Source organism: Guyparkeria hydrothermalis (assembly GCF_023555385.1).
In the GTDB taxonomy this organism is placed as follows: Bacteria; Pseudomonadota; Gammaproteobacteria; order Halothiobacillales; family Halothiobacillaceae; genus Guyparkeria; species Guyparkeria hydrothermalis_A.
Genome location: NZ_JAJSED010000001.1, coordinates 1,882,355 through 1,905,412 on the forward strand (window position 1 = coordinate 1,882,355; position 23,058 = coordinate 1,905,412).

A 23,058-nucleotide genomic window follows, 5' to 3' on the forward strand; every position below is an offset into this window, starting at 1 on the left:
CATGGGGACGAAACGTTAAAAAACAATCACGGCCCGGTGGGGCGGCCGCGGCGTGCGAGCCGCGACACAACAGGGGAGAGCATAGTCGAGCTGTTCGATCGAGGGAAATAGACTTTCCCCATGTTTTCGATAGCTAAATTCTATTGAGCTGGGCGGCGAGCGCCACGGCCGGGCGAGTGCTCGGGTCACTCGGCCGGCGGTACCTGCTCGAGCGCCCAGAGAGATTCGAGCGGTTCGCGACGGCGGATCTCGTGGCAGGTGTCGCCGTCGACCAGCACTTCGGCGGCCCGCGGGCGGGTGTTGTAGTTGGAAGCCATGGAGAAGCCGTAGGCCCCGGCCCCGAGCACGGCCAGCAGGTCACCCTCGCCCAGCTCGAACGGGCGATCGTGGCCGAGGAAATCGCCGGTCTCGCAGATCGGGCCGACGATCTCCCAGGTTGCCTCAAGGCGGTCGCCGTCACCGCGGCCGGCCGACACGATCGCCATGTCGCTGCCGTAGAGTGCCGGGCGCATCAGGTCGTTCATCGCCGCATCGATGATCGCGAACGACTTGTGCCGCCCCGGCTTGAGGTATTCCACCCGGGTGACCAGTGCGCCGGCCGGCCCGGCGATGAAGCGCCCCGGTTCGATCCAGATCGGCAGATCGTGGGCGAGCGGGTCGGCATCGACCACCGAGCGAATCGCCTCGATCCAGTCGGCCGCCGGCGGCGGGTTCTCGTCGGTGTAGCGAATGCCGAGGCCGCCGCCGAGATCGAGATGCTTGAGCTCGATGCCGCGTTCGGCCAGCCGGTGGGCGAGCTTCATCACCCGTTCGGCCGCATCGCGGAACGGGCTGACGTCGGTCAGCTGCGAGCCGATGTGGCAGTCGATCCCGACGATCTCCAGCGACGGCTGGGTATGGGCCCACTCGTACAGCGGCAGGGCCTCGTCGATGGCGATGCCGAACTTGTTGTCCTTCAGCCCGGTGGAAATGTAGGGGTGGGTGCGGGCATCGACATCCGGGTTGACGCGCAGGGAGATCGGTGCGATTCGCTGCATTTCGCTCGCGATTTCGGCAATGCGGCGCAATTCGGCCTCGGATTCGACGTTGAGGCAACCGATGCCCGCCGCCAGCGCGCCGCGGATCTCGTCGGCCGACTTGCCCACGCCGGAGAACACCGTCTTGGCCGGGTCGCCGCCGGCCGCCTGCACGCGCGCCAGCTCGCCGTAGGAGACGATGTCGAAGCCGGCGCCCAGCCGGGCCAGCACGCTGAGGATGCCGATGTTGCTGTTGGCCTTGACCGCGTAGCAGATGCGGTGGGCGCGCTCACCGAAGGCGTCGGTGAGGGCGTTGAAGGCCGACTCGATCGCCGCCCGCGAGTAGACATAGGTGGGCGAACCGAACTGGTCGACGATCGCGCTGGCGGTGACCTGTTCGATTTGCAGATCACCGTTGGCGGTGCGAGAGAAGAACGGCGGGAGATCGGTCTGGGGCACGGCGTGGCTCCGGGGTCAGTCCTGTTCGGTGGTGGTCGGGGAGGTGTCGGTCTCGGCCGGCTTGTCAGCCGGCTGCTCGTCGGGAAGATAGAGCGGTCCCTTCTGACCGCAGCCGGTCAGGCAGAGGGTGGCCAACAGCAGCCCTGCGCCGAGTTGGCGTGAGAGCGTGGGGATCGGCAACAAGCGTGACATGCGGACTCCCGGGCCCGACGGGCCGTGTGCAGATGAATGACGAGGGTTCGGTCGCTGGCGCCCGATTATGCCTCAAGCGATCCGCGCTGTGGTCGTTGCGGGCTCACGGTGCCTGCAGGCAGGCGATGAAGAACCCGTCACAACCGTGTCGGTCCGGGCGCAGCCGCACCCAGCCGTCCCGGGTGATCGCATCATCCGGCAGGCCGATGTCGCCGGGGATGACCGCCTGCCAGCCGGGATGCCCGGCGAGAAAGTCGGCGACGACGGCCTCGTTCTCCGCCGGCCACAGGCTGCAGGTCGCATAGATGAGCCGCCCGCCCGGGCGAGTGACGGCCGCGCCCTGTTCCAGCAGTTGTCGCTGGGTGGTCGCGAGATCCGGCCAGTCGATAGCCGCCCAGCGCAACTCGGGATGGCGTCGCCAGGTGCCCGAGCCGCTGCAGGGCGCGTCGATCAGCACGTGGTCGAACTGGCCGAGTGCATCCGGCAGGGGGCGGGTGGCGTCCGCGGCGTGCAACTTGAGGTCGAGGTCGCCGTGGCGACGGGCGCGGGCGCGCAGGCGCTCCAGTCGGTCGGCATGCAGGTCGCAGGCAGTCAGGTCCAGGTTGCCGTCAGTCTCGTCCAGCAGCCCCAGGCTCTTGCCGCCGGCGCCGGCGCACAGGTCGAGAATCCGGTCGCCCGCCTGCGCGCCGACGGCGCGGACTACCCACTGGCTACCGGCATCCTGGATCTCGAACGCCCCCCGCTCGAAGGCGGGCAGGCGTGTCAGGCGGGCTGGCCGCTGTAGTCGCAGGCCGAGCGGAAGGCCGTCGATGGGTGTGGCTTCGATGTCCGCCTCGGCCAGTTCGGTTCGCAACGCCGCCGCGCTAGCGCATCGCGGGTTGGCGTGCAGGTCGATCGGCGCTCGGGACTCGAGCGCCTGCGCGAGCGCTTCGGGATCGGCTGGCGCGAGCTCGTTCCACTGGGCGGCCGCGTCGGCAGTGAGATTGAAGCGGATATCGGTCGGCAGCTCCGGGAAGGGCGTGTTTCGGCGCTCGGCGAGGCGTGCCATGTCGTTTTCCCCGAGGCCCGCGCTTGCGGCAAGGACCGGGTCGAGCGCATCGGCCAGTAGCAGTGCGGCGGCCACCCGCATCGCCATGTCTGGCTGGTCGCGGTCGAGCAGCCAGTCGAGCACGCGCCGCTGTCGCAGGACGAACAGGGTCAGTTCACGGACCCGCTCGCGGTCGCGTTTTCCCATGCGCCGCTGGGTGGCGAGTTCGCGCTGCAGGACCCGATCGGCCGGCAGGCCCTCGCTGCCGATGCGCTCCAGTAACTCGGCGGCGAGTTGCAGCTGCGCCGGGAACGGGCGTCCGCGCGGCAGTGCCGGGGCGGGCCAGTCGTTTCCGGAAAGGGTTGAGGAATCGGGGGTCGGGTCGGACATGCCGTGGGCTCGTCGGTCGGTTGGCGGCGCTGGGGTCGAGCGTGGGGTCGCTGCCCTTTGGTAGTATCTCACGACCCATCAAGCGGTCCGGCTCCGGCCGGCCAGCGTCATTCCAAGGGAACCAGTTACATGAACACGCAAGCAAACGCGGCGGTCGACCTGCATTTCGAGGAGCGCGGCGGCGGGCTGCCGGTGATCATCATGCACGGCATGTTCGGCTCGCTCTCGAACTGGCGCGGTATCGCCCAGTCGTTGAGCGAGAATTACCGGGTGATCAACGTCGACCTGCGCAACCACGGTCGCTCCCCGCATGCGCCGGGCCTTGATTACGAGGCGATGAGCAATGACATCCTCGCCCTGATGGATCGACTCGGCATCGAGCGTGCCCACCTGATCGGCCACTCGCTCGGTGGCAAGCTCGGCATGGTGCTTGCCGACCGCCATCCCGAGCGCGTCGCGCGACTGGCGGTGGTCGACATCGCGCCGAAGTGGTATCCGCCCTGGCACCAGGACGTCTTCGAGGCGCTCGACGCGGTCGACCTGTCGACGCTCGAGTCGCGCGAGCAGGCGCGCCAGCAGATGGCGGCGCACGTGTTCGAGCCGGAGGTGCGCGCCTTCCTTGCTGCCAACCTCGAGCAGGTCGACGGGCAGTGGCGCTGGCGATTCAACCTGCCGGAGCTGAAGGCCGCCTACGAGCAGACTTCGGACATGCCGGCCCTCTCGGGTTTCTATCTCGGCCCGACTCTGTTCATCCGCGGGGCGCAGTCGGCCTACATCGAGGCGGCCGACGAGCCGCAGATCGGACGCGATTTCCCGCAGAGCTGCATCGCCACGTTGGAGCGGGCGCGCCACTGGCCGCACATCGAAGATACCGACGGCTTCCTCGACGCCGTGACCCGGTTCTTCGCCACCGGCTGCGAGGGGTTCCCTGCGCCGCGCGGTGCCTGACCGTCCGATTTGTAGGAAAATTCCTACACGACAAATCGAATATTCCTACGAAACTTTCGGCGATTTCGTCTACCCAGCCGCCGCCCGCCGGCGCATCATGTGTCCCGTGCTCGGATGCACATCGGGCAGGAAGCCCACCTGGCCAGGATGGCCGACGGATCGTGACGGCGGACAGGAGGTCCGCGCAGGAAGCACCGGCAGAGGATCTGCCAGTACGGGTTGCCGGGTTCGCCCGGCGCGCGCCAGGCGCTTGATTAAGGATGCGCACCGTAAACAACCGGCACTCGGGATAGAGTCCGGGTTTTTTGCGGGCAGCCAGGAGGCCACGGCGCGTTCGGCAAGGATGCCGGGCCCGACACGGATTGCCGAGCGTCCAGGATGGATGCTGCCAGGGATGGCACGGAACGATTCCGCGCGGGACGCGCGACCAGATGCAGGATCGCATCGCCGAAAAAAGCGGTGGTAGCCACCGGCAACAACAAGTAACCGCAGGAACGGTCACCGGCGAGACAAGAAGAACAGGACCGGCAACGGATTTGCCCTTTGTCTTACGGATAAGCACTCGCCACACCGGACCCAGGGACTGGGACCCAAGATTACGCGCAGGGAAACCGCGCGAGATCCCGCGTCACGGCAGGATCGCTTCTCGGCCAGGACGGCCCTCCTCCTTTTTCAGCAATGCTGTTCGCAAGTCACCCCCTGATCATCAGGCCGGGTGTTCTTTGCGTGTCTGCTCGTCGCCGTCCCGGCCGGGCTGGCGGTGGCCTGTCCCGGCGTGGCGGGGTAGACTGCGCCGGCCATGAAGCTCGATGCCTTTGATTACCACCTGCCCGCCGAACGGATTGCTGCTCGCCCGGCCGAGCCGCGCGAGTCGGCGCGCCTGCTGGTGTTGCCCACCGAAGGCGCGTTTGAACACCGGCATATCGCCGACCTTTCCGACCTGATCGCGCCCGGAGATCTCCTGATCCTGAACGATACCCGCGTGATCCCGGCGCGGGCCTTCGGGCGCAAGGCCTCTGGCGGGCGGGTGGAATTCCTGCTCGAACGTCTTGTTGATGCCCGGCGGGCGCTCTGTCATCTGCGCAGCAGCCGCTCGCCCAAGATCGGCGCCCAGCTCCATATGGAAGGCGGGGTCACCCTCGAGGTGGTCGGTCGCGACGGGGCGCTGTTCGAGCTCCGGCTGATCGACTCCGAGACGCCCGGGGATCTGCTTGGCTGGCTGGAGGCCCATGGCCACATGCCGTTGCCGACCTACATCGAGCGCCCCGACGACGACCAGGACCGTCACGACTACCAGAGCGTGTTCGCCCGCCGCGATGGCGCCGTGGCAGCGCCCACCGCCAGTTTGCACCTGACCGAGGCGCTGCTCGACCAGCTCGAGGCCAAGGGCGTGGAGACGGCGTTCGTTACCCTGCACGTCGGCGCGGGGACGTTCCAGCCGGTGCGCAGCGAGACCATCGAGGCGCACGAAATGCACCGCGAGTGGACCGAGGTGCCCGAGGCGACGGTCGAGGCCATTGCGGCGACCCGTCGGCGCGGCGGGCGGGTGATTGCCATCGGCACCACCGCCGTGCGCGCGATCGAGACGGCCGCCCGGGCCCACCCGGAGCAGGCGGCCCGGGGCGAGATCGGCCCATTCGTCGGCGACACCCAGCTGTTTCTCTACCCCGGCGTGCCGCTGCACGTGATCGACGCGATGCTGACCAACTTCCACCTGCCGCGCTCGACCCTGCTGATGCTGGTATCTGCCTTCGCCGGCCGTGACCGGGTGCTGGCCGCCTATCACGAGGCGATCGCACAGGGTTACCGCTTCTACTCCTTCGGGGATGCCATGTTCATCGAAGCCAACTCCTCCCGCGACCGGACGGTCGACGCATGAAATTCCAGTTGCACGACTGCACCCTGGCCAAGCCGGCCGCCGAGCGGCTCGACGGCCCCCGCCGCGGTCAGGTCCGATTCGAGCGCGGGGTGATCGACACGCCCGCGTTCATGCCGGTGGGCACCTACGGCACGGTCAAGGCGGTGACGCCGGAGGAGCTGATCGATCTGGGCGCTCAGATCGTGCTCGGCAACACCTTCCACCTGATGCTTCGCCCGGGAACCGAGATCATCCGTCTGCACGGCGACCTGCACGATTTCATGCACTGGGAGCGCCCGATCCTGACCGATTCGGGCGGTTTCCAGGTGTTTTCGCTTGCCGACATGCGCAAGATCAGCGAGGAGGGCGTGCGCTTCGCTTCGCCGGTCAACGGCGACCAGGTGATGTTGACCCCCGAGTCCTCGATGCAGGTGCAACACGAGCTCGGCTCGGACATCCAGATGATCTTCGACGAGTGCACCCCCTACCCCGCCACGCCCGAAGTGGCCGGTGCCTCGATGCGCCTGTCGCTGCGCTGGGCGAAACGTTCCAGGCAGGCCTTCGAGGCACTGAAGCCGGAGGGTTCGGATCGGGCGCTGTTCGGCATCGTCCAGGGCGGCATGCATGAGGCGTTGCGGCGCGAGTCCGCCGCCGGTCTGGTCGACCTGGGTTTCGACGGCTATGCCGTCGGCGGGCTCTCGGTGGGCGAACCCCTCGAGGAGCGCAACGCCGTACTCGAAGTCACCTTGCCCGAGCTGCCTGCCGAGCGACCGCGCTACCTGATGGGGGTCGGCAAGCCCGAGGACCTGGTCGAGTCGGTCGCCCGCGGCGTGGACATGTTCGACTGCGTCATGCCCACCCGCAACGCGCGCAACGGTCATCTGTTCACCCGCTACGGCGATGTGCGCCTGAAGAACGCCCGCTTCGCCACCGATGTGCGGCCGCTCGACGAGGAGTGCGGCTGCTACACCTGCCGGCACTACTCGCGTGCCTATCTCAAGCACCTGCACCGAACCCGCGAGGTACTCGGCGCGCGGCTGTCCACCATCCACAACCTGCATTACTACCAGGTGCTGATGGCCGAGATGCGCGCCGCGATCGAGCGCGACGACTTCGCTGGCTTCCGGACCCGCTTCTATGCCGACCGCGACCGCGGCGTCTAGCCATCATTCGGGGCGGGCAATGTAATCCCCCCGCCTTGTGGCATACTCCGGGGCTGCCTTATTAACCACGCACACGCACGAACCAATCGGGAGCACCAACCACGATGTTCTTTATCAGCGATGCCATGGCCCAGGCGCAGGGCGCCGGTGCCGGCGAACCCAGCCTGCTGGCCACCTTCCTGCCGCTGCTGCTCATCTTCGCCGTCATGTACTTCCTGCTGATCCGTCCGCAGATCAAGCGGCAGAAGGAGCACAAGAAGCTGATCGAGTCGATCGAGAAGGGTGATGAGGTAGCGACCAACGGCGGCATGCTCGGCCGCGTGGTCAACCTGGGCGACACCCTGGTCGTTCTCGAGATCGCCGACGGCACTTCCGTCGTGGTGCAGCGCTTCGCCATCGCTTCGGTCATGCCGAAGGGCACCATCAAGGACGCTCGCGAGGCCTGATCCTCGCCACCGTTACAGGGCTCGCCACGGCGGGCCCTTCGTTATTCCCGCCCACCGACAGGGAACAGGTCGGTGGGCCACGCCCCGCCCGGGGCGTATTCCACGCGAAGGCCTAGAAGATGAACCGCTATCCCCTGTGGAAGAATCTGATCGTCGTCGTTGTCGTGCTGGTGGGCATTTTCTACGCCCTGCCGAACTTCTTCGGCGAGGAGCCCGCCCTGCAGATCTCCAAGCGCGACGGTAGCGTCGAGCAGACGGCGCTGGCCGAAGCCCAGAGCGCCCTGCGCGCCGCGGGCATCGACTACAAGCGCGCCGAGGCCCAGGGCGAATCCGCCCTGATCCGTTTCCCGTCGACCGACGAGCAGCTCCAGGCCGTCGACGTGGTCCGGGCGGCGCTTGGTGGCGACTATCCGGTCGCACTCAACCTTGCGCCGGCCGCGCCGGACTGGTTGACCGATCTCGGGGCGCTGCCGATGTATCTGGGTCTCGACCTGCGCGGCGGGGTGCACTTCCTGATGCAGGTCGACATGGACGCGGCCATCAAGACCGCGCTGGAGCGTCGCGTGGACGGCATGCGCGCCGACCTGCGCCAAACCAAGCTGCGCTACGTCTCCGCCGAGGTGAACGACGAGCAGCGCATCCGGGTGCGTTTCCGCGATGCCGCCGACCGCGACCAGGCCATCGAGCAGCTCTCGGCCGACTACGAGGACCTCTCGTTCGACGAGAGCGAGATCGACGGCGAACCGTACCTCGTTGCCAAGATGACTGAGGAGGGCGTGACCACGGAGCGTCGTGCCGCCCTTGAGCAGAACATCACCACCCTGCGCAATCGGGTCAACGAACTGGGCGTTGCCGAGCCGCTGATTCAGCAGCAGGGCGAGGACCGCATCGTGGTCGAGCTGCCGGGTATCCAGGACACCGTCCGCGCCAAGGAAATCCTCGGCGCGACTGCCACGCTGGAATTCCGCCTGGTGCACGGCACGCCCACCGACTGGATGGAAGCGGGCGATTCCGGCAGCGTGCCGCCGCAGGCGCGTCTCTATCAGCGTCGTGGCGGTGGGCCGGTGCTCCTCAAGCGCCAGGTGATCGTCACGGGTGACCGCGTTACCGGCGCCTCCTCCGGTTTCGATCAGGATTCCGGCTCGCCGGCGGTGTTCGTCAACCTCGACAGCCAGGGCGCGCGACGCATGGCCGACATCACCGGCGACAACATCGGTCAGCAGATGGGCGTGGTCTTCATCGAGAACCGCACCGACAGCAAGGTCGTCGACGGCAAGCTGGTCGAGGAGAAGCGCCGGGTCGAGGAGGTGATCAACGTCGCCACCATCCGCGACCAGTTGGCCAACCGCTTCCAGATCACCGGTCTCGACTCCCCGGAAGAGGCGCGCAACCTTGCGTTGCTGCTGCGCGCCGGCGCGCTGCGTGCCCCGATGGACATCGTCGAGGAACGCACCGTCGGGCCGAGCCTCGGTGCCGAGAACATCCAGGCGGGCGTGAATGCCGCCATCCTCGGCTTCGTCCTGGTCGCGGTGTTCATGATGATCTACTACCGCGTCTTCGGCGTGATCTCCGTGGTCGCGCTGGTCACCAATCTGGTGTTGATCGTCGCGGTGCTCTCGATGCTGCAGGCGACGCTCACCCTGCCGGGCATCGCCGGGATCGTGCTGACCGTGGGTATGGCGGTCGATGCCAACGTGCTGATATTCGAGCGCATCCGCGAGGAGCTCAGGAACGGCATGACACCGCACGCGGCGATGAAGGCCGGTTACGAGCGGGCGTTCGCCACCATCCTCGATGCGAACATCACCACGCTGCTCGCGGCATTGGCGCTGTTCGCCTTCGGCACCGGTCCGATCAAGGGTTTCGCCGTGACGCTGTCGATCGGCATCCTCGCCTCGATGTTCACCGCCGTGATGCTCTCGCGCGCCCTGGCCAACCTGGTCTACGGCCGCCAGGCGCGCCTGAAGGGACTTTCCATCTGAGCCGACTCCGAGCCGGCGTTCGAATCAGACGAGTGAAAACATGAACGTATTTCCGCCCAACGCGCGTTTCGATTTCTTCGGCAAGCGCTTCATCGCCTATGCCCTGTCAGTGCTTCTGCTGCTGGTGGCCGCCGGCTCGCTGGCGACCAAGGGCCTGAACCTGGGGCTCGACTTCACCGGCGGCGTGGTGGTCGAGCTCGGCTACCCGCAGGGCGCCGACATCGAGGCCGTGCGCGACACGCTCGACGAGCACGGCTTCGATCAGGCGGTCGCGCAGCTGTTCGGTTCGTCCGAGTCGGTGCTGGTGCGCCTGCCGCCGAGCGGTGACAGCCAGTCGCGCGTCGCCGACGCGGTGCTGACCGCCCTGCAGGCCGAAGCCGAGGGCGTGACCATGCGCCGGGTCGAGTATGTCGGCCCGGCCGTGGGCAAGGAGCTGTTCAACGCCGGCGGTCTGGCACTGCTGGTGGTGCTGGCCGGCATCCTGGTCTACGTCGGTTTCCGCTTTCAGTTGCGCCTGGCCGGCGGGGCGATCCTCGCCCTGGCCCACGACCTGGTGGTGGTGCTCGGTATCATCAGCCTGCTCGGCATTCGCTTCGACCTGACCGTGCTGGCGGCCTTCCTGGCGCTGGCCGGCTACTCGATCAACGACACCATTGTCGTGTTCGACCGCATCCGCGAGAACTTCCAGAAGATGCGCAAGGGCACCGAACAGGAGGTGATGAACGCCTCGGTCAACCAGACCATGTCGCGCACGGTGATCACCTCGGGGACCACCTTCTTCACGGCGCTGGCGCTGTTCGTCTTCGGCGGCGAGGCACTCTACGGCTTCTCGCTGACCCTGTTGCTGGGCATCGCGGTCGGTACCTTCTCCTCGGTCTACGTCGCCTCGGCCCTGTCGCTGGACATGGGGCTCAAGCGTCAGGACTTGCTCAAGATCGACGAGCGCGAGAAGGCCAAGCAGGTCGAGGACAACGCCTCCTGATCGGTCCTTGATGACTCCTGTCGCCCAGACACGAAAAAGCCCGCCGAACGGCGGGCTTTTCATTGCCGGGTATCGCTGTGGCCTACGCCTCCGGGCGGGACACCGACTGGTAGGCCTGGTCGGCCTTGCTGATCTTCTGCAGCATCACGTGAGCCAGCTTGGGGTTGGCGCAGATCACGTTGCCGTTGGCGAGGTACTCGTCCCCGCCGCGGTGGTCGACGACCACGCCGCCGGCCTCGCGCACCAGCAGCACGCCGGCCGCCATATCCCAGGGCTTGAGGCCGAACTCCCAGAAGCCGTCGAAGCGACCGGCAGCCACGTAGGCCAGGTCGAGTGCGGCCGAGCCCGGGCGGCGAATGCCGGCGATCGGGCCGTGCAGTGCCTTGAGAGTCGCGACGTAGCGGTCGAGGTTCTGGTCGTCGCGGAACGGGATGCCGGTGCCCAGCAGGGCGCCGTCAAGGCCCTTGCGCGGCGAGACGCGGATGCGGCGGTTGTCGAGGAAGGCGCCCGAACCGCGCTCGGCGGTGAACAGCTCCTGGTTGACCGGGTTGTAGATCACCCCGAGCTCCAGTCGGCCGCGGCGCTCCAGCGCGATGGAAACGGCGTAGTGGCCGATGCCGTGCAGGAAGTTCGTGGTGCCGTCGAGCGGATCGACGATCCAGCGGTATTCGGCGTTTTCCTCGCCGCTCGCACCGGTCTCCTCGCCCAGGATGGCGTGGTCGGGATAGGCGCGCTTGAGCGTGTCGATGATCGCCGCCTCGGCCTGGTGGTCGACTTCGCTGACGAAGTCGTTGCGCTTTTTCGACTCGATGGTGAGGTCGTTGACGCGATCCCGGCTGCGGGAGATGACACTGCCGGCGGCGCGAGCGGCGCGCACGGCGATATTGAGCATGGGGTGCGGCATAATGGTCTGGTCGGCTCGACGAGCGAATGGTGGATGACGGGCCGTGGCAGGCGGTCGCGGCGCTGCCGTCAGGCACGTCCGGGCCGGTCGATCGGACCGCCGTGTCCGGTCGTGCCCCGTTTCCCGGATCCGGAATTATACGCGTAAACGCCCTCATGTCAGCCATGTCGCCTTCCTCCACTGCAGCGCCTCCCCCGATTCTCGACCGCGTTCAGGTTGTCCTGTGTCAGACCTCGATGGCCGAGAACATCGGGGCGGCCGCCCGGGCCATGAAGACGATGGGCCTGACACGGCTGGTGCTGGTCGCGCCCAGAGCCGCCATCGACGACAAGGCGCGAGCGGTGGCGACCCATGCCGCCGACGTCCTCGACGCCGCCCGGGTGGTTGGCTCGGTCGAGGAGGCGGTGGCCGACTCGGTTGGCGTCTGGGCGACCACCGCGCGTTCGCGCAGCCTGACCCTGCCGTTGAGCGAGGGGCGGGCGGCAGCCGGCGAGGTCGTGCGTCAGGCGGGGGCGATCCCGGCGGAATCGGCGGATCGGGTGAGCATCCTGTTCGGTGCCGAGCGCACCGGGCTGACCAACGAGGAGCTGGGCGTGGCCGACCGCCTGCTCGCCCTGCACGCGAACCCCGAGTATCCGGTGCTCAACCTCGCCCAGGCCGTGCAGCTGGTCGCCTACGAGGTATTCCACGCGGCCGACGAGGCGCCGGCGGGACTCGCGCCGGCCGAGCCGCCGGCCCCCCGGGCGGAGCTTGCTACACTCTGCGCTCGTCTCGAGGCGGCGCTCGACCAGCGTGACTTCTTCCCGGGCGCCGGAGCCGAGGAACGCGAGCGCCACGCGCGGCGCCTGATGCAGCGGGTGCGCCTGGTGCTCAACCGCGCCGAGCCGCGCCGCGACGAGCTGCAGATCCTGCAGGGCATGCTGAGCGCGCTGCTGCGACCGCCGCGCGACCGGGACGACTGAATAACCTCTGGAGCGAGCCGATGGGTTGGTGGAAAACGATTCTCGATGATGTCGACAGCGTGTTTGACCGCGATCCGGCGGCACGCAGCCGCTGGGAGGTCGCCCTGACCTATCCCGGCCTGCACGCGGTCTGGTGGCATCGGGTCGCCCATGCCCTTTGGCGGCGCAACTGGCGCCTGCTCGCGCGGCTGATCTCCAACGTCAGTCGCTGGCTGACCGGGATCGAGATCCACCCGGGTGCGCAGATCGGGCGGCGCTTCTTCGTCGACCACGGCATGGGTGTCGTCATCGGCGAGACCGCCGACATCGGTGACGACTGCACGCTGTATCACGGCGTCACCCTCGGCGGCACCACCTGGCGCGAGGGCAAGCGGCACCCGACCCTCGGCGACGGCGTCGTGGTCGGTGCAGGTGCCAAGATCCTCGGGCCGATCGAGCTCGGCGAGGGCGTGCGCGTGGGTTCGAATGCCGTGGTGCTCAAGGATGCGCCGGCGGGGGCGACCCTGGTGGGTATTCCCGCCCGCGTGGTCGAGCAGCGTGCCGAGGAGAACGAGACCAAGCGCCGGGTCGCCCAGCGACTCGGTTTCGACGCCTACGGGGTGGCGCGCGACATGCCTGATCCGGTGGCCACCGTGGTCGACCGACTGCTCGATCACGTCCAGGCCGTCGACGGGCAGCTCGACGAGATGGCCGACGCGCTGCGTTCGCTCGGCGTCGAGGTTTCGCGTCCCAGTCGCCCGAGCCTTGATGGCTGCCACCTCGACGAGGAAGACGGGGTGATCAGCTGCGGGCGTGCCGAGGCGGCCGAGAAGGCCGACAGCGACGGCCGCTGAGCGCGGCCGGAAACCGGCCGTATACAGCACCGGCCTGCGCGACTATCATGGGCGCGCTATTCCCTGAGAAGACCGCTCAGGATTGACTGGTTGGGCAGCACGTCGCGGGGCTGCCGGGAGGTTTGAAATGAGGCTGACGACCAAGGGCCGCTACGCCGTAACGGCAATGCTGGACCTGGCCATTCATGATCGCGGCCAGCCGACCGCACTGGCCGATATCGCCGAACGACAATCGTTGTCGCTCTCCTACCTCGAGCAGCTGTTCGCGCAGCTTCGCCGTGGCCAGCTGGTCAGCAGCGTGCGCGGCCCCGGTGGTGGCTACCAGTTGGCGCGCGAGCCGTCGCGTATCAACATCGTCGAGATCATCCGCGCCGTCGACGAGGTGGTCGACGTCACTCGCTGCGGTGGCAAGGGCAACTGTCAGGAAGGCGGCAAGTGCCTGGCCCACGACCTGTGGATGGGGCTGTCGGCCCAGATCCAGGAATTCCTCGAGTCGATTTCGCTCGCCGATCTGGTCGAGCAGCCCGACGTGCTCGACGTCTCCGCCCGCCAGGACGGTCGTCTGCAGCAAGTGCGCGACGAGCGTTCGGAGGCCGTCGCCGCCGGCATGCGGGGCGTGGGGCCCTGATCTCCAGCCGTCGCCTTCCGGGTGTGCGTCTTCGCTTGGCGTGCCCGCATGGATTGTTTCCCGGTGACTCGTTAAACTATCGCGCTTTGTGAACGCTTGCCGGGGAGGTTCTCCGGTCGGGCGGCAGCTTTCTGTTTTCTCGTTTCTTTTTTACGTTTCACCGGGGCGAATCGAATCGCCCGATCAGGAGAGAATCTTATGGCCGTAGAACGCACCCTTTCGATCATCAAGCCCGACGCCGTTGCCAAGAACGTGATCGGTCAGATCATCTCTCGCTTCGAAGACGCCGGTCTGTCGGTGGTCGGTGCGCGCATGATGCAGCTGACCCGCGAGCAGGCCGAGGGCTTCTACGCCGTGCACAAGGAGCGTCCGTTCTTCGGCGAGCTGGTCGGCTTCATGATCTCCGGCCCGGTATTCGTGCAGGTGCTCGAGGGCGAGGACGCCATCGCCAAGAACCGCGACCTGATGGGCGCGACCAACCCGAAGGAAGCCGAGCCGGGCACCATCCGCGCCGACTTCGCCGAGTCGATCGACGCCAACGCCGTGCACGGTTCCGACAGCCCGGAGACGGCCAAGACCGAAATCGACTTCTTCTTCAAGCCCGACGAGCTGACCAGCCGCTGATCGCGCTGGCACCTTTTCGGGTCGACTAGACGGGTGGCCTGAATGACCTCGACCGACGAACGCATCAATCTGCTGGGCCTGACGCCCAGCCGCCTGCGCGCCTGGTTCGCGGAGATGGGCGAGAAGCCCTTCCGCGCCAACCAGGTGCTCAAGTGGGTGCACCAGCGTCGGGTCGACGACTTCGACGCGATGACCGACCTTGCCAAGAGCCTCCGCGAGAAGCTCAAGCAGGTCGCCTGCATCCGGCCACCCGAGGTCGTGCTCGATCAGGAATCCGAGGACGGAACGCGCAAGTTCCTCCTCGACACGGGTAGCGGCAACTCGGTGGAGATGGTCTACATCCCTGAGGACGACCGCGCGACCCTCTGTATTTCCTCGCAGGTGGGCTGTTCGCTCACCTGCACCTTCTGCTCGACCGGTCGACAGGGCTTCAACCGCAACCTGTCGACCGCCGAGATCGTTGGCCAGTTGTGGCTGGCCGAACGACTGATCGAGCAGCGCCTGGCGACCGGCAAGGCGATCAGCAACATCGTCTTCATGGGCATGGGCGAGCCGCTCTTGAACGAGCAGGCGGTGGTCGATGCCGCCGAGCTGTTCCTCGACGACTACGGCTACGGCCTGTCCAAGCGGCGGGTGACCATCTCGACCTCCGGCATCGTCCCGGCGATCGACCGGCTGGGCGAGCGCCTGCCGATCTCGCTGGCGATCTCCCTGCACGCGCCCAACGACGAGCTGCGCAACGAGCTGGTGCCGATCAACGAGAAGTACCCGCTCGACGTGCTGATGGCCGCCTGCGACCGCTATGCCAAGGTGGTGCCGCACGGCGCGATCCTCTACGAGTACGTGATGATCGAAGGCGTGAACGACACCCTCGAGCACGCCGACGAGATGGTCGCACTGCTCGGACCGCGCCGGGAGGAGGTCAAGGTCAACCTGATCCCGTTCAACCCCTTCGAGGGGTCCGGCTACGAGCGCTCCTCGCGCAACCGCATCATGCGCTTCGCCAAGCGTCTGCGCGACAACGGCATCAATACCGTTGCCCGCAAGACACGCGGTGACGACATCGATGCCGCCTGCGGTCAGCTGGCCGGTCAGGTGTCCGACCGTTCACGTCGTCAGGACCGTCTCGCGAAGATGGGCCTGGATCGCGGTGTGGTGGAGGTGACTCGATGATGGGGCGCGCACTGCTCCTGGCCGCTCTCGCCGCGCTGGCGCTGACTGGTTGCGTCGCCCCCGGCGGTTCCGTCAGTGATGGCGCGATCGAACGCAGCGTCGGCCACAACCGCGAGGCGGCCAAGGTCAACACCGAACTGGCCGCCGGCTACCTGCAGGAGGGGCAGCTCAAGGTCGCGGTGGAAAAGGCGCGCCGGGCGATCGCCTTCGACGACGGCTACGGGCCGGCGCATCACGTGCATGCGCTCCTGATGTCGCGTCTGGGCGAGGAGGAGAAGGCACGTGAATCCTTCGCCCGAGCCGTGCGTCTGGATGCGGACAACTCGGATCTCGCCAACAACTACGGCGGCTTCCTCTGTTCGCAGGGCGATTACGAGCAGGCGCAGGCGATGTTCCGTCGCGCCTACAGCGACCCGCTGTACGAGACCCCCGAATACGCACTGGTCAACTCCGGCCGCTGCTACCAGGAGGCCGGCCAGGAGGCCGAGGCGCTGGCACAGTTCCGCCGCGCACTCGACAAGGGCGCTCGCCAGCCGGCCGCCCTGCTGGGCGTGGCTCGGGCGCTGTACGAGACCGGCGAGCCTCAGGAGGCAGCCGAGGCCATGCGTCGTTACGAATCGCGTCACCGGCACACGCCCGGCTCGCTGGCGGTGGCAATCGCCATCGACAAGGAGCTCGGTGACCAGCAGGCGCTGAAGAACCACCGCCTGATCCTGCGCGGTCGATTCCCCGACTCGCCGGAAGCCCAGGCAATCGAACAGGGAGGCAGTCGATGAGCGAACAGGAGCGGCAGGATCCGGTCTTCGCGGAACAGGTGCGGGAGCCGGGCGAGGCGGCGTCGGCAGAGGCCGGGGTTGTCGCCGGCCCCAGCGTTGGTGAGCGGATCCGCAAGGGGCGGGAGGCCGCCGGTCTCAGTGAGGCGGACCTGGCCCAGCCACTCAATCTCGACCTCAGGGTGATCGAGCTGGTCGAGCGCGACGAGCTCGATGCCGTTCCCGGCCGCCCCTACATCCTCGCCTACCTGCGCAGCTGGGCGACCCAGCTCGGAATCGACGGCGATGCCCTGGTCGCGCAGTACAACGCCCAGCGAGCACCGGGCAGCGGTGCCGTGCAGGGCGGCATTCACCCGACGCTGGACGTGATGGAGCCCCGCGGCGGCGGAGTCGGTGGCCGCCTGCTCGGCTGGCTGGTGATCCTGGTGGTGATCGTGGTCGCGATCCTGGGGCTGTCGCGACTCGATCCCGAGCAGATCCAGTCCTGGTGGTCCGACATGACCGGCAAGCCGGCCGAGAGTCAGAGCCAGCCGGCCAGCGAGCCGGGCGATGCCGAACGCCCGGCGATCGAAGGGGCGCTCGAAAAGCCGCCGGCCCCGCCGACTGGCGATGACACGGCGACCGGTTCCTCGTCGGCGGAGGCATCCACCGCGGGCCTGCCGACGCAGCGGCTGGCGGCGATCGAGAGTGCCCCGCAACCGGTCGAGAGCGAAACTCAGGCGACCGAGCCCGCACAAGCGGCTGAATCTAGCGAATCCGCGGGGTCGGCCGAGCCGGCTTCCGCGTCGCCGGTACTGCTGCTGCGTGCCACGCAGGCGGACAGCTGGGTGGAAGTGCGTGACGGCAAGGGTGAGCGACTGATGTACGACGTGCTCGCCGCCGGCGAGGAACGGTCGTTCACCGATGCCGTCGGGCCGTTCTCGCTGGTGCTGGGTCAGCCCGAAGGACTGGAAGTGGAATACCGCGGCGAGCCGGTGGAGCTGGATGCGGCCAGCGAGTCCACCGGCGTGTTACGAACCACAGTGGGGAATTCATGAGTTTTCAGCCGGTTCCCGTGACGCGTCGCCTCTCGCGGCGCATTCAGGTTGGATCCGTGGGTGTGGGCGGCGATGCGCCGATCGCCGTCCAGTCGATGACGAACACCGACACCTGCGACGTCGAGGCGACCGTTGCCCAGATCGAGCGCCTCGCCGCCGCCGGCGCGGATATCGTGCGCGTCTCCGTGCCCAACATGGACGCCGCCGAGGCCTTCGGCAAGATCAAGCAGCGCGTGTCCATCCCGCTGGTCACCGACATCCACTTCGACTATCGGATTGCCCTGCGCGTGGCCGACCTGGGCGCCGACTGCCTGCGCATCAACCCGGGCAACATCGGCCGCGAGGATCGCGTCCGCCAGGTGATCGACTCGGCGCGCGATCACGGCATTCCGCTGCGCATCGGCGTCAACGCCGGTTCGCTGGAGAAGGACCTGCAACAGAAGTACGGCGAGCCGACCCCGGATGCGCTGGTCGAGTCGGCGCTGCGCCATATCGACATCCTCGACCGGCTCGACTACCCCGAATTTAAGGTCTCCCTGAAGGCCTCCGACGTCTGGATGACGCTGGGCGCCTACCGCAAGCTGGCCGACCAGATCGAGCAGCCGCTGCACCTGGGGATCACCGAGGCGGGCGGCCCGCGTGCCGGCGCGGTCAAGTCGGCCGTGGGACTGGGCATGCTGCTGGCCGAGGGTATCGGCGACACGCTGCGCGTGTCGCTGGCTGCCGACCCGGTCGAGGAGGTCAAGGTCGGCTGGGACATCCTCAAGTCGCTCAAGCTACGTAGTCGTGGCGTCAACCTGATTGCCTGCCCGTCCTGCGCCCGTCAGGAGTTCGACGTGATCAAGACCGTCAACGCCCTGGAAGAGCGCATCGAGGACATCGACACCTCCATGGACGTGGCCGTGATCGGCTGCGTCGTCAACGGGCCCGGCGAGGCCCGCGAGGCGGCCGTCGGCCTGACCGGCGGCAAGCCCAATCTCCTCTATGTCGACGGCAAGCCCTCGAGAAAGCTCTCCGAGGACGCCCTGGTCGACCAGATCGAACAAACCATCCGCGAGCGCGTTGCCCGGGACAAGGCTGCCCACGAGGCCGCCCACGATTCCGACGACGACCGATAACCCGAACCCGACGATGAGCAAGACGCCCAAGAGCATCCGGGGCATGCATGACGTGCTGCCCGACGACACCCCTGCCTGGCAGCGCCTCGAGACGGCGCTTCGCGACACCGCCGCCGCCTACGGCTACGAAGAGATCCGCATGCCGATCGTCGAGCATACCGGGCTGTTCGCCCGCTCGATCGGCGAGGTGACCGACATCGTCGAGAAGGAGATGTACACCTTCGAGGACCGCAATGGTGATTCGCTAACCCTGCGTCCCGAGGGCACGGCCGGCTGCGTGCGCGCCTGCCTGCAGCACGGCATCATCCACAACCAGCAGCGTCGTCTCTGGTACACCGGGCCGATGTTCCGCCACGAGCGCCCGCAGAAGGGCCGCTACCGCCAGTTCCACCAGTTCGGCGTCGAGACCTTCGGCGTGGCCGGGCCGGAGCTGGAGGTCGAGCTGATCCAGATGGCTGCCTCGCTGTGGGATCGACTCGGCATCGAGGATGTGCGCCTGGAGATCAACACCTTGGGTCAGCCCGAGGCGCGCGCTCGCCACCGCGAGGTGCTGATCGAGTACCTCGAGGGTCATGCCGACCAGCTCGACGAGGAGGCACGCCGCCGCCTGCACGAGAACCCGCTGCGGGTGCTCGACAGCAAGAACCCCGACATCCAGCGGATCCTCGAAGCGGCGCCGAAGCTCGCCGACTACCTCGACGAGGAATCGGCCGCCGACTTCGCCAAGACCTGCGAGCTGCTCGACGCGCTGGGCATCCCCTACCGCGTCAACCCGCGGCTGGTGCGCGGGCTCGATTACTACAACAAGCTGGTGTTCGAGTGGATCACCGAGTCGCTCGGTGCCCAGGGCACCATCTGCGCCGGCGGCCGTTACGATGGGCTGGTGGAGCAACTCGGCGGGCGCGCCACGCCGGCAGCCGGCTTCGCCATCGGCCTCGAGCGGCTGCTGTCACTGGCACAAGCGGCCGCCGACAGCGGTCGAGCGGACATCTACGTGGTGGTGCCGGATCCCGGCCGCCAGGCTGCTGCCCTTTGGCTGGCCGACCGGTTGCGCCGCTCCTTGGCCGCCCGCCGGGTGCAGTGTAATCTCGACGGCGGCAGCCTCAAGGCGCAGTTCAAGCGCGCCGATCGCAGCGGTGCCCAGACCGCGGTGATCGTCGAGGACGAGGTGGGCGATCAGGTATCGATCAAGCCGCTGCGCGGCGAGGGCGAGCAGCAAACGGTCGCTGCCGCCGAGCTCGACACGCTGCTGGCCGCCAATTAACGCATTTCGGAACACATCGGGAACCCCTATGGTCGCCTCAGACGAAGAACAGATCGAACGCATCCGCGACTGGTGGTCGGAGAACGGCCGGACCGTGATCGCCGGCGTCGTGCTCGGCGTGGCCGGCCTGGTCGGCTGGCAGGGTTGGCAGGCGTGGCAGGACAACCGGGCCGCCTCGGCCGCTGCCGCCTTTACCCAGCTCGAACAGATGGCGGTCAGCGGCGAAGGCAACGTGGTCGAGCAGGCCCAAGCGGTCGCCTCGGCGCACGATGGCACCAGCTACACGGCGCTGGCCTGGCTGATCGGCGCCGGTGCCGCGGTCGAGAACAACGATCTCGACACCGCCGTGGCCTATTTGGAAAAGGCGCGTGCGAGCGCCGATCGCGAGCAGTTCGTGGCCACCGTTGACCTGCGGCTCGCCCGGGTGCTCTGGGCCCAGGGCAAGCACCAGGAGGCACTTGACCGACTGGCCAAGCCAGTCGCCGGTTTCGACGGCCTGTTCGCCGAACTGCGCGGTGACGTGCTCGCCGACCAGGGTGAACTGGTTGCCGCCCGTCAGGCCTACGAACAGGCGGCCGCCGAGAGCGGCGCCAACGGCCTGCTGCAGATGAAGCTCGACAGCCTGCCGGCTGCCGAGGAGGAGTCGTGATGAAGAGTTTGCGTGTTGCCCGCCTGGGCCTGCCGATCGCCGCGCTTGCCGTGGTGCTGGCCGGTTGTTCCTCGCCGCGTGAGCTGGTCAAGCCCACGCCGCTGACCGAGATCAGTAACGACAACCCGCCGCAGGTCGTCTGGAGTGATTCCTCCGGTGGTGACCAGGACAATGACCTCACCTCGATCGCCCCGGTCGAGGACGAGGGGCGCCTGTTCGTGGCCGGCCCGGCGGGCGACGTGCTCGCCTACGAACTCGAATCGGGCGACGAGTTGTGGTCGACCGACCTCGATGCCGACCTGAGCTTCGGCGGTGGCGCCGGCAGCGGGCTGGTGGTATTCGGCTCCGATGACGGCCGGGTGTTCGCGCTCGATGCGAAGAGCGGCGAAACGCGCTGGACCGTCTCGATCCGCAGTTCGGTCGATGCCGCTCCGTCGGTGGGCTTCAGCGACGTGGCCGTGCGCGGACGTGACGGCACCCTGGTCGTGCTGGATGCCGAGACCGGCGAGGTCCGCTGGCGCCAGGCGCGCAGCCAGCCGGCGCTGACGCTGCAGGGACAGGGTCGCGTGCTGATGTTCCCCGATGCTCTGGCCGCCGGTTTCGATGACGGCACGATGGCCGTCTTTGCCCGTGAAGACGGCAACGAACTCTGGAGCCAGTCCGTGGCCCTGCCGACCGGCCGGACCGACGTCGACCGCATGGTGGACGTGGATGCCACGCCGGTGTTCGCCGACGGTGTCTTCTACGCGGCCAGCTACCAGGGCAAGCTCGCTGCGCTGGCCGCACAGGGCGGGCGTGAACTGTGGTCGCGCAACTTCTCCAACGCCAACAGCATCGCCGCCGGCGAGCGCGCGCTCTACCTGAGCGACGCCGATGGCGTGATCTGGGCGATCGACCGCCGCAGTGGCGACGCCCTCTGGCGACAGTCCGACCTCGCCCATCGCGGCCTGACGGGCCCGGCCCTGATCGGCGGTTACCTGGTGGTTGGCGACAACGAGGGCTACGTGCACGTGCTCTCCACCACCAGCGGTGCTCTGGTCGGCCGGGACGACTGGGGCGATCCGCTGATCGATCCGATCCTGCAGGTCGACGGCAAGGGCGTGGCGGTCACCCGTAACGGCAAACTGCGCGTGTTCAAGCTCGACTGAGCCGGGCGCCGCCTGCCGCATATTTCCCCATGAGTCCCGCAACGCGATGAAACCCGTGATCGCCCTGGTCGGCCGCCCCAATGTGGGCAAGTCGACCCTGTTCAACCAGCTGACCCGCAGTCGCGACGCCCTGGTGGCCGACTATGCCGGCCTGACCCGGGATCGCCAGTACGGCACCGCGAGCCATGAAGGCCGCGACTGGCTGGTGATCGACACCGGCGGTCTGACCGGCGAGCGCGGCGGCATCGAGGCGTTGATGCAGGACCAGGCGTGGCTGGCCGTGGAAGAGGCCGACCTGGTTGCCTTCCTGGTCGACGGCCGCGCCGGGCTCACCGCCGCCGACGAACAGATTGCCGCCGAGCTGCGGCGGGCCGGCAAGCCGGTGCAGCTGGTGGTCAACAAGATCGACGGCGTCGACGAGACCGAGGTCCAGACCGAGTTCTGGGCGCTGGGCATGGGCGAGCCGGCCTTCCTGGCTGCAACCCATGGCCGCGGCATCGGTGGTCTGTGGGATCGACTCGAGGGCATGCTGCCCGAGTCGTTCGACGCCGAGGAGGCCGATGAGGCGGACGAGCGGGGTATTACCGTTGCCTTGGTCGGCCGTCCCAACGTCGGCAAGTCCACCCTGACCAACCGCCTGCTGGGCGAGTCGCGCGTGCTGGCCTTCGACGAGCCGGGCACCACGCGTGACTCGATCAAGATCCCGTTCGAGCGCGACGGCAAGCCCTACACCCTGATCGACACCGCCGGGGTGCGGCGCCGGTCGCGTGTGGGCGAGGCAATCGAGAAGTTCAGTATCGTCAAAACCTTGCAGGCGATCGAGGCGGCCAACGTCGTCGTCCTGGTGCTGGATGCGCATACGGGCATCACCGACCAGGACCAGCATCTGCTGGGGTTCGTCAACGATCGTGGCCGCGCACTGGTGATCGCGGTGAACAAGTGGGACGGCCTGGAAAGCGACATCCGCGAGCGGGTCAGCTCCGAGATCGAGCGCAAGCTCGGCTTCATCAACTTCGCCGAGATCCACCGCATCTCCGCGCTCCACGGCACCGGCGTCGGCCACCTGTTCGAGAGCGTCGATCAGGCCTATGACGCCGCGATGCGCTCGATCTCGACCAATGCGCTTACCCGCACCCTGCAGGCGGCCGTCGAGCAGCACCAGCCGCCACTGGTCCACGGCCGGCGCATCCGCCTGCGCTACGCCCACCAGGGCGGCAGCAACCCGCCGGTGATCGTTATCCACGGCAAGCAGACCAAGCGCCTGCCGGGGCACTACCACCGCTACCTCGAATCGTATTTCCGCAAGGAATACGACCTGATGGGCACGCCGATCCGGATCGAATTCCGCACCGATTCGAACCCCTACGAAGGCAAGTTCGACCGGCGCACGCCGTTGCAGAAGGTCAAGCAGAAGAAGGCCGAGGCCCGCCGACGCTCGAAGGGTCGGGAGCCGCGCAAGGGCTGACCCGCTGGCGCGGTCGC

At 67.7% G+C, this 23,058-nt stretch carries 22 protein-coding genes; 18 read left to right on the forward strand and 4 right to left on the reverse strand.

Annotation, left to right across the window (positions count from 1 at the left end):
* Nucleotides 1-185: 185 nt before the first annotated feature.
* The 3 genes from lysA to LV476_RS08795 all read right to left on the reverse strand — a co-directional run bounded on the left by lysA (nucleotide 186) and on the right by LV476_RS08795 (nucleotide 3,084).
* Nucleotides 186-1,475, reverse strand: coding sequence for a diaminopimelate decarboxylase (lysA, locus tag LV476_RS08785; protein WP_349666005.1), 1,290 nt, complete (start codon nucleotides 1,473-1,475; stop codon nucleotides 186-188).
* 15 nt (nucleotides 1,476-1,490) lie between these two features.
* Complete coding sequence (lptM, locus tag LV476_RS11305; protein WP_434062821.1) at nucleotides 1,491-1,667, reverse strand: LPS translocon maturation chaperone LptM; 177 nt, start codon at nucleotides 1,665-1,667, stop codon at nucleotides 1,491-1,493.
* 103 nt (nucleotides 1,668-1,770) lie between these two features.
* On the reverse strand, nucleotides 1,771-3,084 hold the full coding sequence (locus tag LV476_RS08795) for an RsmB/NOP family class I SAM-dependent RNA methyltransferase (RefSeq protein WP_250075340.1): 1,314 nt from the start codon (nucleotides 3,082-3,084) through the stop codon (nucleotides 1,771-1,773).
* A 129-nt stretch (nucleotides 3,085-3,213) separates the two neighbouring features.
* On the opposite strand from LV476_RS08795, the gene LV476_RS08800 reads away from it, so the two are divergent.
* From LV476_RS08800 to secF, 6 genes are all read left to right on the forward strand, one after another.
* Entirely contained in the window at nucleotides 3,214-4,032 is an 819-nt protein-coding gene (locus LV476_RS08800; protein ID WP_250075341.1) for an alpha/beta fold hydrolase, read from the forward strand.
* 799 nt (nucleotides 4,033-4,831) lie between these two features.
* Nucleotides 4,832-5,911 carry a tRNA preQ1(34) S-adenosylmethionine ribosyltransferase-isomerase QueA gene (gene queA, locus LV476_RS08805; protein ID WP_250075342.1) on the forward strand — a complete coding sequence of 360 codons (1,080 nt, stop codon included), beginning with the start codon at nucleotides 4,832-4,834 and terminating at the stop codon, nucleotides 5,909-5,911.
* Nucleotides 5,908-7,053, forward strand: a complete 1,146-nt coding sequence (gene tgt / locus LV476_RS08810; protein WP_250075343.1) for a tRNA guanosine(34) transglycosylase Tgt — start codon at nucleotides 5,908-5,910, stop codon at nucleotides 7,051-7,053. Before queA ends, tgt begins: the two co-directional genes overlap by 4 nt.
* A gap of 104 nt (nucleotides 7,054-7,157) precedes the next feature.
* Nucleotides 7,158-7,499, forward strand: a complete 342-nt coding sequence (gene yajC / locus LV476_RS08815; protein ID WP_250075344.1) for a preprotein translocase subunit YajC — start codon at nucleotides 7,158-7,160, stop codon at nucleotides 7,497-7,499.
* 119 nt (nucleotides 7,500-7,618) lie between these two features.
* The gene (gene secD / locus LV476_RS08820; RefSeq protein ID WP_250075345.1) at nucleotides 7,619-9,481 is read left to right on the forward strand and encodes a protein translocase subunit SecD; all 1,863 of its coding nucleotides are present in this window, start codon (nucleotides 7,619-7,621) and stop codon (nucleotides 9,479-9,481) included.
* A gap of 40 nt (nucleotides 9,482-9,521) precedes the next feature.
* Nucleotides 9,522-10,463: a protein translocase subunit SecF gene (gene secF, locus LV476_RS08825; protein ID WP_250075347.1), complete on the forward strand. Its 942-nt coding sequence runs from the start codon at nucleotides 9,522-9,524 to the stop codon at nucleotides 10,461-10,463.
* 82 nt (nucleotides 10,464-10,545) lie between these two features.
* On the opposite strand, the gene LV476_RS08830 is transcribed toward secF, so the two are convergent.
* The gene (locus LV476_RS08830; RefSeq protein ID WP_250075348.1) at nucleotides 10,546-11,367 is read right to left on the reverse strand and encodes an inositol monophosphatase family protein; all 822 of its coding nucleotides are present in this window, start codon (nucleotides 11,365-11,367) and stop codon (nucleotides 10,546-10,548) included.
* 164 nt (nucleotides 11,368-11,531) lie between these two features.
* On the opposite strand from LV476_RS08830, the gene LV476_RS08835 reads away from it, so the two are divergent.
* From LV476_RS08835 to der, 12 genes are all read left to right on the forward strand, one after another.
* Nucleotides 11,532-12,329: an RNA methyltransferase gene (locus LV476_RS08835; protein WP_284047562.1), complete on the forward strand. Its 798-nt coding sequence runs from the start codon at nucleotides 11,532-11,534 to the stop codon at nucleotides 12,327-12,329.
* A gap of 20 nt (nucleotides 12,330-12,349) precedes the next feature.
* Nucleotides 12,350-13,162, forward strand: coding sequence for a serine O-acetyltransferase (cysE, locus tag LV476_RS08840; RefSeq protein ID WP_250075351.1), 813 nt, complete (start codon nucleotides 12,350-12,352; stop codon nucleotides 13,160-13,162).
* 127 nt (nucleotides 13,163-13,289) lie between these two features.
* Nucleotides 13,290-13,790: an Rrf2 family transcriptional regulator gene (locus LV476_RS08845; protein WP_250075352.1), complete on the forward strand. Its 501-nt coding sequence runs from the start codon at nucleotides 13,290-13,292 to the stop codon at nucleotides 13,788-13,790.
* Between the two features lie 198 nt (nucleotides 13,791-13,988).
* Nucleotides 13,989-14,414 carry a nucleoside-diphosphate kinase gene (gene ndk, locus LV476_RS08850; protein ID WP_250075353.1) on the forward strand — a complete coding sequence of 142 codons (426 nt, stop codon included), beginning with the start codon at nucleotides 13,989-13,991 and terminating at the stop codon, nucleotides 14,412-14,414.
* A 42-nt stretch (nucleotides 14,415-14,456) separates the two neighbouring features.
* Nucleotides 14,457-15,587: a 23S rRNA (adenine(2503)-C(2))-methyltransferase RlmN gene (rlmN, locus tag LV476_RS08855; protein ID WP_250075354.1), complete on the forward strand. Its 1,131-nt coding sequence runs from the start codon at nucleotides 14,457-14,459 to the stop codon at nucleotides 15,585-15,587.
* Nucleotides 15,584-16,363 (forward strand): type IV pilus biogenesis/stability protein PilW, encoded by a 780-nt coding sequence (pilW, locus tag LV476_RS08860; protein ID WP_250075355.1) that lies wholly within the window; start codon nucleotides 15,584-15,586, stop codon nucleotides 16,361-16,363. Before rlmN ends, pilW begins: the two co-directional genes overlap by 4 nt.
* On the forward strand, nucleotides 16,360-17,397 hold the full coding sequence (locus tag LV476_RS08865) for a helix-turn-helix domain-containing protein (protein WP_250075357.1): 1,038 nt from the start codon (nucleotides 16,360-16,362) through the stop codon (nucleotides 17,395-17,397). The genes pilW and LV476_RS08865 overlap by 4 nt, the downstream gene beginning before the upstream one ends.
* Nucleotides 17,394-18,515, forward strand: coding sequence for a flavodoxin-dependent (E)-4-hydroxy-3-methylbut-2-enyl-diphosphate synthase (ispG, locus tag LV476_RS08870; protein ID WP_250075358.1), 1,122 nt, complete (start codon nucleotides 17,394-17,396; stop codon nucleotides 18,513-18,515). Before LV476_RS08865 ends, ispG begins: the two co-directional genes overlap by 4 nt.
* 13 nt (nucleotides 18,516-18,528) lie before the next feature.
* Nucleotides 18,529-19,779 carry a histidine--tRNA ligase gene (gene hisS, locus LV476_RS08875; protein WP_250075359.1) on the forward strand — a complete coding sequence of 417 codons (1,251 nt, stop codon included), beginning with the start codon at nucleotides 18,529-18,531 and terminating at the stop codon, nucleotides 19,777-19,779.
* Nucleotides 19,780-19,807: 28 nt separating this feature from the next.
* The gene (locus tag LV476_RS08880) at nucleotides 19,808-20,428 is read left to right on the forward strand and encodes a YfgM family protein (protein ID WP_250075361.1); all 621 of its coding nucleotides are present in this window, start codon (nucleotides 19,808-19,810) and stop codon (nucleotides 20,426-20,428) included.
* Nucleotides 20,428-21,576, forward strand: a complete 1,149-nt coding sequence (gene bamB, locus LV476_RS08885; RefSeq protein WP_250075362.1) for an outer membrane protein assembly factor BamB — start codon at nucleotides 20,428-20,430, stop codon at nucleotides 21,574-21,576. Before LV476_RS08880 ends, bamB begins: the two co-directional genes overlap by 1 nt.
* Nucleotides 21,577-21,622: 46 nt before the next feature.
* Entirely contained in the window at nucleotides 21,623-23,041 is a 1,419-nt protein-coding gene (der, locus tag LV476_RS08890) for a ribosome biogenesis GTPase Der (protein ID WP_250075363.1), read from the forward strand.
* Nucleotides 23,042-23,058: the final 17 nt, after the last annotated feature.